This window comes from Phycisphaerae bacterium, assembly GCA_019636475.1.
In the GTDB taxonomy this organism is placed as follows: domain Bacteria; phylum Planctomycetota; class Phycisphaerae; order UBA1845; family UTPLA1; genus JADJRI01.
The window spans coordinates 302,700-319,675 of the sequence record JAHBXN010000006.1 but is presented as its reverse complement, the minus strand read 5'-3'; the positions used below and the strand labels follow the sequence as shown (position 1 = coordinate 319,675).

At 60.3% G+C, this 16,976-nt stretch carries 15 protein-coding genes; 5 read left to right on the top strand and 10 right to left on the bottom strand.

The window, feature by feature from the left end:
• The 4 genes from pdxA to KF841_11980 all read right to left on the bottom strand — a co-directional run bounded on the left by pdxA (position 1) and on the right by KF841_11980 (position 2,791).
• A complete protein-coding gene (pdxA, locus tag KF841_11995) occupies positions 1 to 1,086 on the bottom strand; it encodes a 4-hydroxythreonine-4-phosphate dehydrogenase PdxA (GenBank protein ID MBX3396078.1) in 1,086 nt (361 codons plus the stop codon).
• A gap of 4 nt (positions 1,087 to 1,090) precedes the next feature.
• Positions 1,091 to 1,738: a riboflavin synthase gene (locus tag KF841_11990; GenBank protein MBX3396077.1), complete on the bottom strand. Its 648-nt coding sequence runs from the start codon at positions 1,736 to 1,738 to the stop codon at positions 1,091 to 1,093.
• A gap of 207 nt (positions 1,739 to 1,945) precedes the next feature.
• Entirely contained in the window at positions 1,946 to 2,431 is a 486-nt protein-coding gene (locus tag KF841_11985; protein ID MBX3396076.1) for a hypothetical protein, read from the bottom strand.
• An 84-nt stretch (positions 2,432 to 2,515) separates the two neighbouring features.
• Positions 2,516 to 2,791, bottom strand: a complete 276-nt coding sequence (locus KF841_11980) for a hypothetical protein (protein ID MBX3396075.1) — start codon at positions 2,789 to 2,791, stop codon at positions 2,516 to 2,518.
• 331 nt (positions 2,792 to 3,122) lie between these two features.
• Between KF841_11980 and KF841_11975 the strand changes: the two genes are divergently transcribed.
• Positions 3,123 to 4,184 carry a hypothetical protein gene (locus KF841_11975; protein MBX3396074.1) on the top strand — a complete coding sequence of 354 codons (1,062 nt, stop codon included), beginning with the start codon at positions 3,123 to 3,125 and terminating at the stop codon, positions 4,182 to 4,184.
• 18 nt (positions 4,185 to 4,202) lie between these two features.
• On the opposite strand, the gene rmuC is transcribed toward KF841_11975, so the two are convergent.
• The 3 genes from rmuC to KF841_11960 form a co-directional block, all read right to left on the bottom strand.
• On the bottom strand, positions 4,203 to 5,522 hold the full coding sequence (gene rmuC, locus KF841_11970; GenBank protein MBX3396073.1) for a DNA recombination protein RmuC: 1,320 nt from the start codon (positions 5,520 to 5,522) through the stop codon (positions 4,203 to 4,205).
• A gap of 150 nt (positions 5,523 to 5,672) precedes the next feature.
• On the bottom strand, positions 5,673 to 6,020 hold the full coding sequence (locus KF841_11965) for a hypothetical protein (GenBank protein MBX3396072.1): 348 nt from the start codon (positions 6,018 to 6,020) through the stop codon (positions 5,673 to 5,675).
• 47 nt (positions 6,021 to 6,067) lie between these two features.
• The gene (locus KF841_11960; GenBank protein ID MBX3396071.1) at positions 6,068 to 6,340 is read right to left on the bottom strand and encodes a hypothetical protein; all 273 of its coding nucleotides are present in this window, start codon (positions 6,338 to 6,340) and stop codon (positions 6,068 to 6,070) included.
• A gap of 502 nt (positions 6,341 to 6,842) precedes the next feature.
• On the opposite strand from KF841_11960, the gene KF841_11955 reads away from it, so the two are divergent.
• The gene (locus KF841_11955; protein MBX3396070.1) at positions 6,843 to 8,762 is read left to right on the top strand and encodes an ABC transporter ATP-binding protein; all 1,920 of its coding nucleotides are present in this window, start codon (positions 6,843 to 6,845) and stop codon (positions 8,760 to 8,762) included.
• A gap of 135 nt (positions 8,763 to 8,897) precedes the next feature.
• Positions 8,898 to 9,743 carry a CPBP family intramembrane metalloprotease gene (locus tag KF841_11950; protein MBX3396069.1) on the top strand — a complete coding sequence of 282 codons (846 nt, stop codon included), beginning with the start codon at positions 8,898 to 8,900 and terminating at the stop codon, positions 9,741 to 9,743.
• 26 nt (positions 9,744 to 9,769) lie between these two features.
• Here the strand turns inward: KF841_11950 and KF841_11945 are convergent, their stop codons facing one another.
• Genes KF841_11945 through KF841_11935 form a run of 3 tightly spaced genes read right to left on the bottom strand, consistent with a single transcriptional unit; the run spans position 9,770 to position 12,239 of the window.
• Entirely contained in the window at positions 9,770 to 10,585 is an 816-nt protein-coding gene (locus KF841_11945) for a hypothetical protein (protein ID MBX3396068.1), read from the bottom strand.
• Between the two features lie 22 nt (positions 10,586 to 10,607).
• Positions 10,608 to 11,300 (bottom strand): class I SAM-dependent methyltransferase, encoded by a 693-nt coding sequence (locus KF841_11940; GenBank protein ID MBX3396067.1) that lies wholly within the window; start codon positions 11,298 to 11,300, stop codon positions 10,608 to 10,610.
• A 60-nt stretch (positions 11,301 to 11,360) separates the two neighbouring features.
• On the bottom strand, positions 11,361 to 12,239 hold the full coding sequence (locus KF841_11935; protein MBX3396066.1) for an ABC transporter ATP-binding protein: 879 nt from the start codon (positions 12,237 to 12,239) through the stop codon (positions 11,361 to 11,363).
• A 224-nt stretch (positions 12,240 to 12,463) separates the two neighbouring features.
• Here KF841_11935 and KF841_11930 point away from each other — a divergent pair, with 224 nt between their 5' ends.
• Positions 12,464 to 14,254: an amidohydrolase gene (locus KF841_11930; protein MBX3396065.1), complete on the top strand. Its 1,791-nt coding sequence runs from the start codon at positions 12,464 to 12,466 to the stop codon at positions 14,252 to 14,254.
• Positions 14,255 to 14,378: 124 nt separating this feature from the next.
• Positions 14,379 to 16,922: a VCBS repeat-containing protein gene (locus tag KF841_11925; GenBank protein MBX3396064.1), complete on the top strand. Its 2,544-nt coding sequence runs from the start codon at positions 14,379 to 14,381 to the stop codon at positions 16,920 to 16,922.
• Positions 16,923 to 16,976 lie beyond the last annotated feature (54 nt).

Below are 16,976 nucleotides of genomic sequence, written 5' to 3'. Positions count from 1 at the left end.
TCAGTCGTCGTCGATGTCGCCATAGATGGGCGGATCCCTGCGCGGGCTCTGCGCGGCGTCGGTTCGGCTCTTCTGCCGCCGCGCCAGATCGATCGCGAGCCGGATCGCGGCCTTCATGGAACCTGGATCGGCCTTGTTTTTTCCAACGATGTCATAAGCCGTGCCGTGATCAACGCTGGTTCGAATGATCGGAAGCCCGAGCGTGAGATTCACGGCCTGATCGAATGCAAGCAGCTTAACCGGAATGAGCGCCTGGTCATGGTACATGGCGACGACGCCGTCAAACTCGCCATGAACCGCGCGCCAGAATAGCGTGTCCGCCGGGTAGGGTCCGCTGGCGAGAATTCCCGCGTTGTTTGCCATTTCGATCGCAGGCTGGATGACCCGCGACTCCTCGTCCCCAAACAATCCGCCCTCACCGGCATGCGGATTCAGCCCGGCGACCGCGATCCGGGGCGCCGCCACACCGAACCAATCCCGCAGGGCCTCATGCAGCAGATCGATCGGTTGAAACACGAGTCCGATCGTGAATTCGTTTCGCAATTCGAAGAGCGGCACATGCGCACTGGCCAGGGCGACGCGAAGCGGCCCGCCCGCGAACATCATGGTCACCCGCTTCGAGCGAAATCGGTGTGCGAACAACTCGGTGTGCCCCGGAAACGGGATGCCCGCCATCTGCCAAGCGGACTTGTTGATGGGCCCTGTGACGACGGCGTCAATACGGCCTTGCCATACATCCTTCATTGCTTCTTCGAGAAAGCGCATGGAGGCGCGTCCGCCCTCGGCGCTGGCGGATTTGGGCCCGCGCGGGGAGATGCTGAACTCGTCGAAATCCGCGACAAGAACGTTGCCTGTCATGTCGTGAACCGACTCATGTGGAGCGCGGCGCCAGTAGGGCAGCAACTCCGCGGCATCAGCGGCATAGGCGAACTGCTCATGAAGCCCATAGACGATGAGCCGCGCGTTTTCTCGCAGCGAATGATCGGCGAGCGCTTTGACGACGACCTCGGCACCGATGCCGGCCGGATCACCCATGGTGATGCCGATGGTCGGCCGGGTTTCGTGTTGTTCCTCGTACGGGGGCATCGGGTCAACCCACTCCGTGGCTTGAGAGAAACTCCCGGGTGATGCCGCCGACATTCGCGGCGCCGATCGATTTCAGATAGTGCACGACGGTTCTTGAGAGAATGTCCGTCTCGATGTTCACGAGTCGGCCCGCGCCCTTGTGACCCAGGGTGGTGCGGTCGAGCGTCGTCGGGATCAGGGCGACACTGAATTCATCGCCGCGCACATCCGCGACCGTGAGCGAGATGCCGTCGATCGCGATCGAACCCTTGGGCGTGATATATGCCATTGCGCTGTCGCCCGGCCGAAGCCACCACATGCTTTGTTCCGGGGATTGTTCGACGCGCGTGACGGTCGCGACGGCGTCGATGTGACCCTGCACGAAATGACCGTCGATGCGGTCGCCCACCGCGAGGGATTTCTGAAGGTTCACCCTGTCGCCGGACCGAAGCTCGCCCAGCGTCGATCGCCGAAGTGTCTCAGCGATGACATCGAACTCGGCGCATCGGTCGTCGCTTCCGGTCAACGTCAGGCAGACGCCGTCGATCGCGATGCTTGCGCCGGCCGGAACGCCGGTCCAGTACAACGGCGACTCGATACGCAGGACACGGCCGCCCGCGGTCTGGCGCGTGTCTCTGACGGTCCCGATGGCGTCGATTATGCCGGAAAACACGAGGAACACTCCCGAGGCAACCCTCGATTGGCCTGCGTCGGGTCGCGTGACGCAACTCTCAATCGTAGCGAAGAAACCACCAACCCGCCACAAATGGAACCCGGCGGCGACACCTGCGGCATCCGCAAATGAAATCGGGCGCGGTCACGGTATTCGACCGCGCCGCGCCCGACTGGCTTCCGATGGATCGCCCTCTACCGAGATCGGTCAAAGGCTTCCTGACGTCTCGAGTCCGAGGCCGGTAGAGCCGCTGCCGGACGCTCCGCTGACGATGTGGCCGAAGAGATCTCCCAACCGACTCGGGTCGAATTCGCCCTCGTCGTTATCGAAATCGCTGCCGGCAAATGCACCTGACAAATCGTCCCAACCCTGCACCGAATCCGGATCGGACTGAGCGGTCCGCGCGAGCGTCTCAAGATCCTGAATCGTGTCCAACTCATTCACCTGAAGGAAATTTGACACCGCGACTGCCTGTGGCGTCGTCAGGGTGACCGGCGGCAGGCCCGTGAACTGCGAAACGACACTTGCCGCAGCGCGATTCAGGACGAGAATCTCACCCGCGGTCAGTTGTGACATCTGTCCGCCCAGCACCTTCGATACGGCGGACAGGATGTTGTCGCCACCGCAACCGGACATGCCGACAACTGAAACACAGATGGCGCATGCAGCAATCTTCGTTCGGATTGAATTCATTGTTTCCCCCCTTGTCATATCGAACTCACTCAAGGCCGCGCCGCGGCATCAACAACGCCTCACACGCTGTGAGACCCTGCCGCATCACGGGACCACAAAGTTCAGCAGATAGTTGACCAGCCGATCACCCTCGACCGTATTCGGGATGTCGCCGGCCGTGCGGATCGCTTCACGTTTTTCGGCAAGGGTCAGGCGTTCGTCGTCCTGGATTCTCTCCAGTTCGGCAAGCGACAGGCCCTCGACGAGATCAGGCAAGGCCGGCGCAAAGCGATCGAACCCGCACCCCGTCACCATCGTCCATACAAGTCCAACTCCGAAGAAAGTTCTGATCCGTATCGCAGCAAAGTTTCGCAGTGCCATAAAATCCCCGATCGTGTTCCATATGCCGATGTTTCCGCGTCCGTTCACGGTGGACGCGAAAGTGCCGCACCGGGTTTCCGGGCGCGAATTCCTGCACGATCGCCGGACCCGTTCCGACCGGACGGCACCGCGAGTGCACACTTTTTTCTATCGTCGCGTTGCGGAGTGCGACACAATTTCCGCCCGTCCCTTTGCGCGGTGGTTATCGGTACTTAGAATCGCATGATCTGGTGTGGAGTGGATATCGCGAAATCAGCTGTGCGAACCCGTCAGCGCGGGCTGACGGCGAGCACGGCCGGGGAAAAGCGGCTCGATGGCCGCGAGGTTCGACATGAGACGATCCGTGAAGGTCCAGCCACTCCTCCGCCTCGGCTTAAGTTGCGCTATCGGCACTCTGCTGATTCCTTTGGCTGCGGCAACGCCGACCGAGGCCCCTCCGACGACGACTGAACCCGATTCGTTGCATCTGACTTCGTCGGCGCCGGACGGCGCATCTTCCGCGACGCAGCCCGCGACAGCCGGAGAAGCGGCTATCGCTCGGCGATGCGCCGGGCTCATCGAATCAGCCGATCGACAAACTGAACCCATCGCTCGCGCGCACGCGTTCATCGTGGCGGCACGCTGCCTGATTGTGGATGAGTGTGCCGCGCCGTTGTCGGTGGAGCTATGCTGGTCGGCTCGGCCAGCTCCGTCGCTTGGCGAGCTGCTATCGCGTGCAGAAGCGTGCCTCGCGAGCGCCGAGAGTTCGCTCCGCGCGGCGGACGCTTCGGCGGATGAGGCTGTTGTTCGGCGACTGGCCGATCGGCTGGAGATGCTGCGGTCGTTTGCCCGTCTGTTTTCAGCAATGGCGGACCTGGACGCCGGCTCGGAAGTCTCGCGATCGCGATTGATCGACGCGGGCGTGGGTGTTTCGACCTATCTTGATGATCCGAATGCCGCTGTCGCCCAGTCGGCGAGGCTGTGGCAGGGCGTCGCCTATCGGCGAGCAGGGCGTCCGGACCGTTCGTTGCAGATACTCTGGCCGGCGATCGGCTCGCTTTCGTCGAATCGCCTTGACTTTTTCGCTCGCGTCGAGCGCTGCCGCGCGCTGGCCGACCAGAAGCGATATGTTGCGGCACTGGCACTGGCCGTCAAACTCGAGGAACATCTGGACGAGTGCATGAAGCCCGAGGACGTCCGAGCGCGGGCGGCCGACAGCCTTCGATGGGCGAGAATCATCATCTATCGACGGTGGAGCGAGACGCTTCGCGCGGAAGGGAAGAACCAGCGTGCCCGATCGGCCGAATCTTCGGCCGCCGGTCTGCAGGGCGGTGACCCCGATCCGCTGCCGAGCGATCGCTGGCTGCAACTGACTGAGACGATTGCCGGTCTGCCGGACTGGGCGACACCCTAGCGGCGGGTCGCGCGGCGATCATTGCTCTCCTGATTCAATCGTCAACCGTCGCATGGGGATATTGGCGTGCTGAAGTTCGGCCAGGTCCTTGCCTGTCGCCGCCGCATCGAGGTCCTTCAGCTTCCGGGCGGCGGGCAGCGTGCGGGACTCCCAGTTTCCGACGGCCGCATCATAGTGTTTTGCGGCGTCTTCGATGCCGCCCCGCACCTTGTCGAGATGGAGCGTGAAGATGCACAATCGCTCGTGCAATTCGCGTCCCACTGCCGCGATTTTTTCGGCATTCTCGGCGACCTGCTGCTGCTGCCAGCCGTAGCGAATCGCCATGAGCAGCGCCGCCAGAGTCGTTGGTGACGCGATCAGGACACTTTTGGCGACTCCCTCCTGAAGCAGTTCCGTTTCCTCGCCGACAGCCGCTGCGAAGAATGCCTCGCCAGGCATGAACATGACGACGAATTCCGGCGTCTGTGCGAGACGATTCCAATACTCCTTTGCCGACAGGCTGCGCATGGTCGCTCGCACATCGCTGACGAACCGGATGAGATGCCGCTTGCGCGATTCCTCGTCGGCCGCCTGCATGGCGTCCAGGTAGGCGGATGTTGTCACTTTTGAATCAATCACGATTGATCGGCCGCCCGGCAGTCGCACGACCATGTCGGGACGCGCACGGCCGGCCTCGCTTTCCACCGAGGCCTGCTCAATGAAATCGCAATAGGCCGACATGCCGGTCAGCTCGACAACATTTCGTAGCGTGATTTCCCCCCATCGCCCCTTGGCTCCCGGCTGGCGGAGCGCGGCGACGAGCGCCTGGGTCTCGCGACTGAGCAATTCCCGCCCCTGCTCGATGCGCTGCATCTGCCGGGACAAGCCGCCGTACGCTTCGGACCGTGATTTCTCCAGCTCCTTGATCTGCGTTTCGTATCGCTCAAGAAGTTCGCGGAGGGGTTTGAACTTCTCGTCTGCCAGCGTGAGGAACTGCTCGTTGCTGCTCTTGAGCGCAGCGGATGAAAGCGCCGCGAAGGCGTCCTTCACCTTCTTTTCCATTTCCTCGATCTGTCGCCGCTGTTCGGCGAAGTGCTCCCGAGCCGCTTCAAGTCGCGCTCTGGAGTCGGCCGAATTTTTCTCCTGTTCGGACAGCACCTGTCGAAGTGCCACGATATCGGCATCGCGAATCGCCAATTGCGAACGCACCTCGGCCGTGGTCGCGGTGAGCGCCGAAACTTCGCCGCTTAGTCGCACCAGTTCGCCGGATGACGCGGCCCGGCCGCGAAGCACGCCGACCCACACGCCGGCGCCCGCACCAGCGAGCAGCCCCAACAGCAGGAAAACCGCTTCAGTCATCGTTTCTGAATCCCATTCGGTTCGACGGATCATTCAGACCCACGGCCCGGGCGGCCCGCCAGCCCCGGTCGGCAGTCATCTTATTCGATCCGCAAGGGAAATGCGTCGGGAGAATGAAGATCAAATTCGTGTCCGGAGGATTCGCGTCTCTCAGGAGCGTCCTGATTCGCGGTCGTCTTTCCCGTGGATGTCGCCCTCATCATCATCGTCGTCTTCCAGGTCGTACTTCCAGCTTTCACTCTCTTCGTTATCGCGGAGTTCACGCTCCATGTGCTCGAACATCTTCTCCTGAAGCGGCTGCATGCGCCGGTAGATGTTGAGCGTCGCTTCGTAGGCCGCCACCAGTCGGTCAACCTTCTGGCCCAATTCCGAGGACTTCAGCAACTGCCATTTTGTGAGACACTCCGGCTCCTTGATCGTGGAGAATGGATCACAGCGAAAGGCAACCTGGCCGTTGGAGCCGCGGACGAAGTGCTCGCAATTTTCACACTGGATCATTTCGAACCCCTTTTCGCGTTGCGGAGAGGAACCTGCCCTGATGGGCCTCAATACACATAGTCACCGAGTACTTCGATATTCTCCCGAGTCCGGGCCACGTCACTCTTCCACCATCGATCGATGTCGCGCAAGCGGAAATCGACTCGTCGCTGCCAACTCTCTTCGCGGCGAATGATTGATTCAGCCGTCCGGTTGAAGTGATCGACTCGAGCCTGAATGCGTTTCTGGGACGCGCGGTCTTCCGCACAGCCTGCCAGCGCGAAACCGAGCCCGACCACCACCGCCACACACTGAGCCGCACGTGACATTCCCGTTCGCATGCTCGCGCTCCAAGTAGAAACCCAGCCACACTCCGCGGGACCGGTCGAGCCATGAACCCGTCGCCCGTCATCACGGGCCTGTTCATCATAGTCGGCCGATGATCGGAAGTATCGTTACCCGAATCCGTTTATCAAATACTCGGCCGAAGCCCGGCCGATGCGTCGAAGTGCCGCGCGTAACTCTTTACCAGAACTAGCACAACTCAGGTATCGCCGGAGCCACACTCACGATGAACAAGGCACGACTCCGCCCGTGGGAGCGTTCGCGGCAAAAGCTCGTATTCTGCAATCCGGTGCCGTCAAATCGGACGTCGAATCCCGCTGGAACAAGCTGACGCCCGAAAATGCCTGGGACGTTCCGGACGAATTCCGCCACCACGGCCGATCGTCATCTCACGGCGATGTCGCACGGACCCCGATATACTCTCAATTGACCGTCCAGCCGTTCGTTTCCGCATGTGCAATGGACGGTCGCGACTTGAGGTTTGATTGATCGCCGCCTATGAAACGTTCCTCTCGAAACGATTTTAACGAATTCAGAACGAAATACCGTAAGGGTTACGAAGCGGAACCGACGCTGGAGTCGGGTAGCCCCACCGCGCCGAGCGCCACGCCGTCAACGGACGAATCCAGGTCGCGCGCTGCAATTGATCGAAAATCGAAACGGCGAAACTACCTTCGCGAGTATCTCTCGTGGGTGCGCCCGTACACTTCGCAGATTGTCTTCGTGCTCGTCCTGGCAGTCATCTCGGCCGCCCTGTCGATGGTACTTCCATTCGGCACAAACTACGCGGTGGATACGATTCTGCAACAGAACCGCGACGCCGCCGCCCTGACCCGATTCGGTCTGGCGATGATGGCGGTGACGGTCGTGCAGATGTCGGTTTTCATCTACCGACAATGGCGCGCCACGTTGCTTAACGCGCGAATCGTCGTCCGCCTCAGACAGCATCTTTACGAACACATTCTCAAGCTGCCGCTGTCGGATATCACTGACATGAAGACCGGCGGCATCGTCTCGCGACTTTCGGGCGACGTCGATCAGCTTTCCGGCATGCTGATGATCGCGGTGATCAGCCCCGGCATCGCGCTGATCAAGGTCATGATGACCGTCGGGATGCTGTTTTATATAAACTTCCGAATGGCGCTTGCGGCGATGGCGATCATTCCGCCGCTGGTGCTAATCAATATCATTTACCTTCGACGGATTCGACCGATCTACCGAGCGATGCGGGATGATCGCGCCCGGATCGACGGCCGGGTCGCAGAGACATTTGGCGGAATACGCATCGTGCGCGCGTTCGCTCGCGAGCGATCTGAAATGCGCGATTATGCGGTTGGTCACCACTCGGTCATCCGCAAGCAGCTCCTCGCACGGATGTTCGAACTGGTCGTCAGTCTCGGCTGGGGCTTGCTCATTCCGGCGATGAGTCTGATTGTCATCTGGTACGGCGGGACGCAATATCTTGCGGGAAAGGTGACGATCGGCGGCATCATCGCCTTTCAGATGTACCTGGCGATGATTCTTCAGCCGGTATCGGCGATTGTGGAATCGTATGGTCAGACGCAGCAGGCGCTTGCCGCCATGGAACGCGTGTTCGACACATTGCGGAAACCGATCGACAAGCCCGACCGCCCGGAAGCGAAGGAGGCGACGCGGCCGGTGTGCACACTGGAATTCGAGGACGTGCATTTCCACTATCGCGCCGATCGGCCCATTCTTCGCGGCATCAACCTGCGGGTGCGCGCCGGGCAGATGATCGCGCTGGTCGGCCCCAGCGGCGCGGGAAAGACGACCCTCACGAACCTGGTGGCGAGGTTCCACGATCCAACTTCGGGCGTCATTCGCCTTAACGGCATTGACCTGCGGGAAATCAAGCTGGAGTCATATCGCCGGCTGCTCGGAATTGTCACGCAGGATGTCTTTCTGTTCGACGGTACGGTCGCGGAGAACATCGCTTTTGGGCGACACGACTTTACACACGGGCAAATCATCAACGCCGCACGCCGAGCCAACGCGCATGACTTCATTACACAGCTTCCTGACGGCTTTGAGACCATTGTGGGCGAGCGAGGCGTCAAGCTCTCCGGCGGACAGGCACAGCGCGTGAGCCTGGCGCGGGCGTTTCTGGCCGATCCGCAGATTCTGATTCTGGATGAGGCGACCAGCAGCCTCGACACAGAGAGCGAAGAACTGATTCAAGCGGGGATGGAGGACCTGATCGCTGATCGAACGACCTTCGTGATCGCACATCGGCTCTCCACCGTGAAGCATGCCGATGTCATCGTTGTGATTGAGGACGGACGAATCGTCGAGACAGGTACGCATGCCGAACTCATGTCAAACGAAGATCGATACCGCGAGATGGTTGAACGGCAGTTGAAACTTCAAACGACTGAATCTGAGGCATGGCTGGGATGATTCCCAGGTTGTCGGCCACCTCAGATCATCGTACGCTCCTGCTCGAACGCCGAATCGAAAGGGGCCGACATGACTCTCGACACACCCTCTCCGGGCCGCGGCAGCGACCATGAATCGCAAAGCGATTCGGCGCCGATGTCGTCCGCCCAAGATATCACGCTCAGCCCCGCCCCGACCGCCATCGCGCTGCCGACAGCCACGCCACGCGCCGAATCGTCCTGCTATCCGATTGTTCGCATGAGAGCCTACGATGCGGCCCTGGACCTGTTGCTGGTGACGCTGGCCCTGCTGCTGGCCGAATCTTTTGTCGGTCGCGCCGTTGACTGGCTTGTCAATCGCTGGCCGGATCAAGGCATTCTGTTAATCAACACGGCGCTCGGCGTGGCGTCGCTGCTGATCATCGGAATCATCCTGCTGATTCGAAAGCAATCGTTGAGCAGCATCGGCATCCGATCCGCGTCACCCGGGCTGATCATCGGTGCATGGCTCGCGGCCATTCCGGCCTGCTATATTGCGATGATCCTGATGGCTTTGCTCTATGCGGTCGTCTCACATTCGATCGGAGGCGGATTGAGCATCGAGGAGATTGCAGCCGAACGAGAGGAATTCTTCGCGATGGCGCCAAGCCCAACGCTCGCAACGTTCGCACTCTTCGGCTTGTTCACGGGCATTCATGAAGAGTTGCTGTTTCGCGGATTCGCGATGCCGAGATTCATCGCGCTGTTTCGATCACGAACGGCCGGCGTGATTCTTTGTGCGGCGGTGTTCGGACTTCTGCACAGCTATCAGGGAACGATTTCGATTTTTCAAACGGCGGGGCTCGGGCTGGTGTTCTCGTTGGTGGCACTCTGGACACGGACCATCTGGCCTGCGATCCTCGCGCACGCGCTCTTCAATGGAATCAACTTTTCGCTGATTCCGCTGTTCAAGTCGATGATGCCGGAATTGATGAGGGAGTTGTCATCGCAGCCCGCGATGTGACGCCGCCAAGCGACGACTCCTTGCGATCAGGTCACATGAATGTCCCTGCGACAGAAGCAGACCAGCCCGGTCAACCAGAAAAGCAGGCCGGCGCAGCAAAGCACGGAAATGTCACCTGCCGGAAAAGTCGAATTGAGCACCACTCGCAGGGGCGCGAAGTAATAGAAGAAGCCTGTGAAGGCAATTTTCTGCGCGGCAGGCCAGAATGCGACAAGCAGATTGAGCACAGCCGAATAGAACACAATCACAAAGCAGGCGATCAGCGCCGAGGTCCGTCGTTCGAATACCGCCGAGAGGCAGATCGACAGGCCGGAGATCAGGATATAGGCCGCGTAAAGATTGACTGCGACGACCGCCAGTCTGCCCATCTGGGCAAGATGAATCACACCGACGATTCTCGCGCCGACCCACACGCCCAACCACGGCGCGATCATCAACGGCACACCCAAGATCAGAACAACGACGCTGACGGAGGAATACAACGTGGCTCGCGAAACCGGCAGAGTCGCGAGCAGATCCATCGTGCCGCGATCCATTTCGGCGGATAGCACGCCCGTCGAGATGGTGAAGACAAACCCCACGACGAGCACCCACGTCAGAGGATGGGTGAAAATGAAGCTGGATACGCCCGTCGGCGTCAGCGCTTCGGCCAAATCACCGCCAACCATCGCATTGACCAATCGGCGAACCCATTCAAGCTTCAGCCACTGCCGCCCTTCTTCCAGCGGAATCGAATTCGTCGCGAACACGAAGAGTACCGCGAACACGAAGAGCAGAACCGTCGCGCCGACGGCAAGTGGAAAATAATCGCGGAGCGTGCGTCTGATGAGAATGAAATTCATGAACGCGCCAGAGGGTGTCGGCTCAATTCGTCTTGTTTTCGAGGATCATCATACGAGACCACGTCGCCGGCATTGCCCAGTCGAAGTACTCTTCTCGCGGAATGAGCCACGGCGTGGCATGGAGCAGTTGCCTGACGCCGTCGTTGGCGTTTCCGTAGATAAGCGTGAACCGGCGAGGACGACGGTCCAGCGATTCACGCAACCGGGCCAGAACCTGTGAGAATAGACCCTCGGTGAACGGATTGAAGAAAAACGCAAAAGTCAGTTCATCCGGGACTTCGTAGGTTGTCGCGTCATGGACAATGATTCGCACGTCACGACACGCCAGCCGCCGAGCCGCCGATGAGACGTTTCGTTCGGCAATCTTTGCCAACTGCGGGCTGATCTCGACGCCAAGCACGCGCCGAAACGGCATCGTGGCCGCCACGACCACGATGCGCCCTTTTCCGCAGCCATAGTCGATGAACACGTCTTCGTCCGGCCGAATGGTCACGCGGGCCAGGCACCGCCGCAGGCTGCCGAAGGTCATCGGGATGTAATGAGCGAACTCCGCGTTGTCGATGTTCATCTCGGCTTTTTCGACGATACGGGTCGTTTCGATGCCCAGATGACGTTCGTTCCACGCGCTGGCGACGCGCTCCCAGACATAGTTTCGCGTCGCCGCGAAGCCCTTGCTGCGATAGAGCGCACTGAGATTGCGAATCTTTGAAAGCATGCCGCATATTCTAATCGCCGGGCCGCTCTCGACATAGCGCCGGGACGCGGCGGGCTGATCTCATTGGGACTGAATCAAATCGTCGCGATAATAGGCGGCGAAGAGGTCTTCCAGATCGGGCGCCCCAATGGTCACATCGGCAACCCCGATCGCCGATAGCCAGCTGAGCAGCGGCTGAATTTCGCCCTGCCATGTTCCCGTCGCTGAGCCATTCCGCCAGACCAGCTTACCCAGGCCGCCCGGCGGCGCGACGAGATCCGCCGACTTGCCGCCCGCTTTCAGCCGCAATTCCACATGTCGCAACGCCCGGGCCTTCAGCATGTCAATCGTACTATCTTCAATCAATCGACCCGATCTAATGATGGCCACGCGATCGCACAATTCCTCCACTTCGCTCAGCGTATGGCTGGAAAAGAGCACCGTCCGCCCTTGCGAAGTCACCGCGCGCAGCTCGTCGTAAAGCGCTTGCTGCATGAGCGGATCGAGGCCGGTTGTCGGCTCGTCAAGGATGAGAAGTTCGGGCCCGTGCATCATTGCCTGGATCAGACCGAGCTTCTGCTTCATGCCGCGCGAATACTCCCGGATGCGGCGGTTCAGATTCAATTCGAATCGACCACGCAGCCGCTCGATCTCCGCGGTGCAGTGTCCGCCGCGCATTGCATTGCAGAAATTGAGAAAGGCCGCACCGGTCATGTGCTGCGGAAACCGCACGTCGCCCGGAAGATATCCGACGCGCTCGCAAATTTTTGTAGACGCCCGCCACGCATCCAATCCGAACACCCGCGCCTTTCCGCTGGATGCGCGGAGCAGGCCGACAAGAATTCTCAGAGAGGTCGTCTTGCCTGCGCCGTTGGGACCAAGAAAACCGAACATGGATCCGGCAGTCACTCGAAGCGCCAGTTCGTCCAGCGCACGGTGCGCGCCGTACCGTTTGGTCAACTTCTCAGTTTCGACAATATGGTTGTCTGTGCTCAGTTGGACGGCTCCAACATGCTGTACGGAGTTTCGGCGCGCTGATGGAAGTCCATCGCCGATCCGCCAGGCGACGGCCGATCCACTCCTCGGTTCATGGTCAGACGCAAAACTGTAGCACAACGACAGCATCCACCGCTACACTGCCCCGCAGACTCAACGAGAAATCGACTGTCACGAGGACTCCTTAAATGAAAACGCCCTCGCGCGCCGCAATCATCACACTTGTCGGTCTAATCATGCCGAGCGGCTGTTCGCCGCGCCCGGATTACCACCCTGAGAGCGGAGCTATCGCAGACCCGGACGGTGATTTGCTGGTCATCAACGCAAGAATCTGGACCGCCGACGAATTGCAAAAGTCCGCCACTGCAATGCTTGTCCGCGAAGGCGTCTTCATCCATGTCGGCGACGAATCTTCCGCCCGCTCCAAAACGCGGCAGGGAGCGCGGATCATCGATGCAGGCGGCCGGATCGTGATTCCCGGCCTCATTGATTCGCACCTTCATCTGATCGACGGCGGCCTTCAACTGTCCAGGCTCAACCTGCGTGACGTACCTGATCGGCCAGCCTTTATCGAGGCGGTCAGACGGCGCGCGACCGAAACGCCCCCGGGCCGATGGATTCAGGGTGGGCGCTGGTCAACCGAAAGCTGGCCGGACCCGACCCAACCCAATAAGGAGTGGATTGACGCAGTCACGCCGGACAACCCCGCGCTGCTTTCTCGAATGGACGGCCACGCAGCGCTGGCCAATCGCATCGCGCTGGATAAGGCGGGCATCGACCTGCACGGCCCTGAGGATCCACCGGGCGGACAGATCGAACGAGACCCGGCGACCGGCGAGCCAACAGGCATTCTGAAAGACACAGCAATCGAATTGGTGCGGCGCCAGATTCCGGAACTCACTGACACCGAGCTGGATGCGGGGCTCGTTGCCGCCATGAAACACGCAAACGAGCACGGCATCACCTGCGTGCACACGATGTCAGGGTTTTCGCACCTGGCGGTATTCGACCGGGCGCGGGAGCGTGGCGCCCTGACGCTGCGAATACGTCAGTACATCAGCGAGGATCAATGGCAGGATTTCATCGGTCGTGCGAAGGCGCACCGAAACGACGATTGGGTGCGAGTGGCTGGTTTCAAGGCATATGCCGATGGCTCGCTCGGATCGCGAACCGCATTCATGAAATCGCCGTACGCCGATAATTCCGCGGAGCGACCGGACTGGCGCGGACTCGTGATCGCCCTCGGTGATTCCGCGGCGCTCACCAGCGCATGCGTCGAGATCATGAGACATTCGTTCGCGCCGGCCATTCATGCCATTGGTGACGAAGCCAATGCGGCCATCCTCCGGACCTATTCGACCGCACTGCGACAGGTTCGAGACACGGGCTCGGTCGGCGGGCCGCCACCGATGCCCCGAATAGAACATGCCCAGCATCTGTTGCCGGAGTCGATCCCGGAATTTGCGGCGTACGGTGTGGTCGCTTCGATGCAACCGCTTCACAAAGCCGATGACGCCCGATATGCGGAAAAGGCCATCGGTGTCGACCGCTGCAAGACGAGCTATGCGTTTCGCTCACTCATCGACGCCGGCGCGGTCGTTGCGTTCGGCAGTGACTGGCCGGTCGTTTCACTCGACCCATTTTCCGGTGTTCGCGCGGCTGTCACTGGCTTGTCACTCGACCGCAGGCTGTTTGTGCCGGAACAGAACATCACCGTGGACGAGGCGCTGATCTGCTACACTCGCAATGCAGCGTGCGCGGCCGGCGACGTTGCAACGCTCGGAATGATCCGCGAGGGGCTGCTTGCGGATTTCCTTATTCTCGATTTCGATCCCTTCACGATCGATCCGGCCAAGATCAACCGGTTCCGGGGCGAGACTTTCGTGGCTGGCCGGCGTGTCGCACAAACCTCGAACACGACCGAGCCGACACGGGTTATCTCGTGGAACGGGGACAAATCGCCCCAAAATGGCCGATAAGAATCGGTGAATTCGCACCGCGGATTCTGCTATGATATGGGCTTGCAGAGGCCGCGAAGGGGAAGGGCAAATTGGCAGGCTCGCGCGGCAGCTTACGTCCATCGCATCAACGGAAGGTTTGGCAATGCACTTACGCGCTTGTCGCGCACTCGGGCTCTTCATGGCCCTGATCGGCTGCACGGTCGTACCGGCGACGGCGATCGCACAGCAATTCATCGACAGCACCAACTCGCAGTTTCCATTTCCGAATCCGGCCGAGTACACAAACCAGTTGACCATCGGCGACATCGACAACGACGGCGACCTGGACATCATCTTCGCCAATGGCGCCGGATTCACCTCGGCCGAAACGCCGCAGGTTCAGCGTATCTTCATCAACAACGGAAGCGGCACATTTACCGATCAATCAGTCGCGCGCCTGAACTTCAGCGGCATCTGCCGTGGCGTTGAACTGGGCGATATCGACAACGATGGAGATCTCGATCTGGTCTTTGCCCAGGATTTCAATCGAAGGCCCGCGTTGTTTCTTAACGACGGCAATGGTTTTTTCACGAATGTGACGGCCGCCCGGCTTCCGGCCCTGAACCTCAGTAGCTCGCGCGTCGGGATGGCCGACATCGATAACGACGGCGATCTCGATCTGTACTTCGTCAGCGGCGGCGCAAGCCGGTTTGGCTGTGGGCAATCGCGCGTCTATATCAACAACGGATTCGGATTCTTCACGGACGAGACAGCCTCACGGCACCCGATCGAGAATTTCTGTGAACCCATGGACTGTATATTCGGTGACATCGACGGAGATTTTGATCTCGACATCCGAACCGCCGGCCGCGGAACCAATAACAGCAAGCTGCTGCGAAATAACGGCAACGGCGTCTTCACGCTGGTCGCGGGCGTACCGGCAGACAGCACCTGCTATTCCTACGACTTCGGCGACATGAACGGCGACGGGCATCTCGACCTGCTCGGAGCAAATGCCGGGCCGAACAATACCGAGCTCCTTCTGCTGAACGACGGCCTCGGCGGATTCACGAACGTCAGCAGCCAGTTGCAGACCAATCCGACGGTTGACGACAACGACAGCAAGTTCTTCGACTACGACAATGACGGCGATCTCGACATAATCATCGCCGCGCTCGGCGGGACATCCGAACGAATCTACACCAACGACGGGAACGGCATTTTCAGCCAGGCCGCCGGGATCATTACGGCCGTCAGCGATTCATCGCTCGATGTGAAGGTGGGGGACCTTAATAACAACGGCCGCCTCGATATCGTGACTGCGCAGGGCGAATCCGGAAACTTCGCGAACCGCATCTACACCAACTTTGGGCCGGCCGACACGATCCCGCCGCGCATCGTAAAGCTGGAGCAGCTCAGCGATACCGACGATACGACCGGCCCGTACGTTGTTCGCGCCGCCATTCTCGACGGAATGACGTCCGATCGGAACTTTTTCGACAAAGGCATCTTTCTGAATTTCTCAGTGAACGGACACCCCCCCGCGCGTGTCCCGATGCGATACAGCGGCGGCCAGATATATCGCGGCGTCATCCCGGGGCAGCCTTGTGGCGGGACAATTTCCTATTACGTTCAGGCCAAGGACTGGGCAGGCAATATCGCCGTCGGCGAGCCGCAGCAGTTCTACGTCACGCCGCCTGCGCCTTTGCGATTCGACTTCAATGGCGGCCAGCCCGCACCCAACCTGCTTCCGCCATGCGAACCGATCAGCTTCGAAGTGGACATCCGGGATTGCGCCGATGAGTTCCAACCCGGAACCGCGGTTCTCCACTATCAATATGGCTCGGCGTCAGGAAGCGCCCCGCTGATCGCGCTTAGCGCCACGCTGCATCGAGGGGAGTTGCCCGCAGCAACCTGCGGAACAGAAGCGAGCTACTACATCTCCGCTCAGACGACAATCGGACAGACCGTCTATTTTCCGTCAACGGCCCCGGGGACTCCCCGGAATCTGTCGATTGGCGTGCTTCAACTGCAGGATATCTATTCGGAGGATTTCGAAGACGGCCTGCCGCCCGATTGGACAGCGACTCAGCTCTGGCACGTCAGCGAAGCGTGTACCGTGCCTTCGCCGTGCGACGGGGCGGCATGGGCCTACTGCGGGATTGACGCGACCTGTAATTACGACGCCGGCGCGACGGACAGCCGGTTGACCACAGCCCCGATTACACTGCCCGACAGCGATCAGATCACGCTGAAGTATTGCTCCACGTTTCAACGCGAGGCGTTCGGCACGCTGGACTGGCCGTCGGTGCGAGTCAACGGCGCGGTCGTTGACGAGCCGGCGTCGGGCAATCTGGCGTCGTCGCCGTGGCAGCAGCGGGTCGTGAATCTCACTGGTTTTGCCGGACAGGCTGTAACGATCGAATGGCGATTCGATACGATCGACGCATTCGGCAACGAGCAACTGGGCTGGCAGGTTGACAACGTCGTTATCTCGGCAAACGTACCGGCATGCCAGGCAACCGGCATCACCGGCGATCTCAACGGCGACGGGTTGCTGGACGGCAACGATATCTGGCCCTTCACCGTCGCACTCATCTCACCCTCCGTCCCTCCCGAGGTTCTCTGTGTGGCTGACCAGAACGGCGACGGCCTGCTCAACGTTGACGATATCCCTCTGTTTACGGCGGCAGTCCTGGGTTTATAGGCTCAATAATGTGAAAAAACCGCGAACGCGAACACCGCATTGCCCTATCGGACG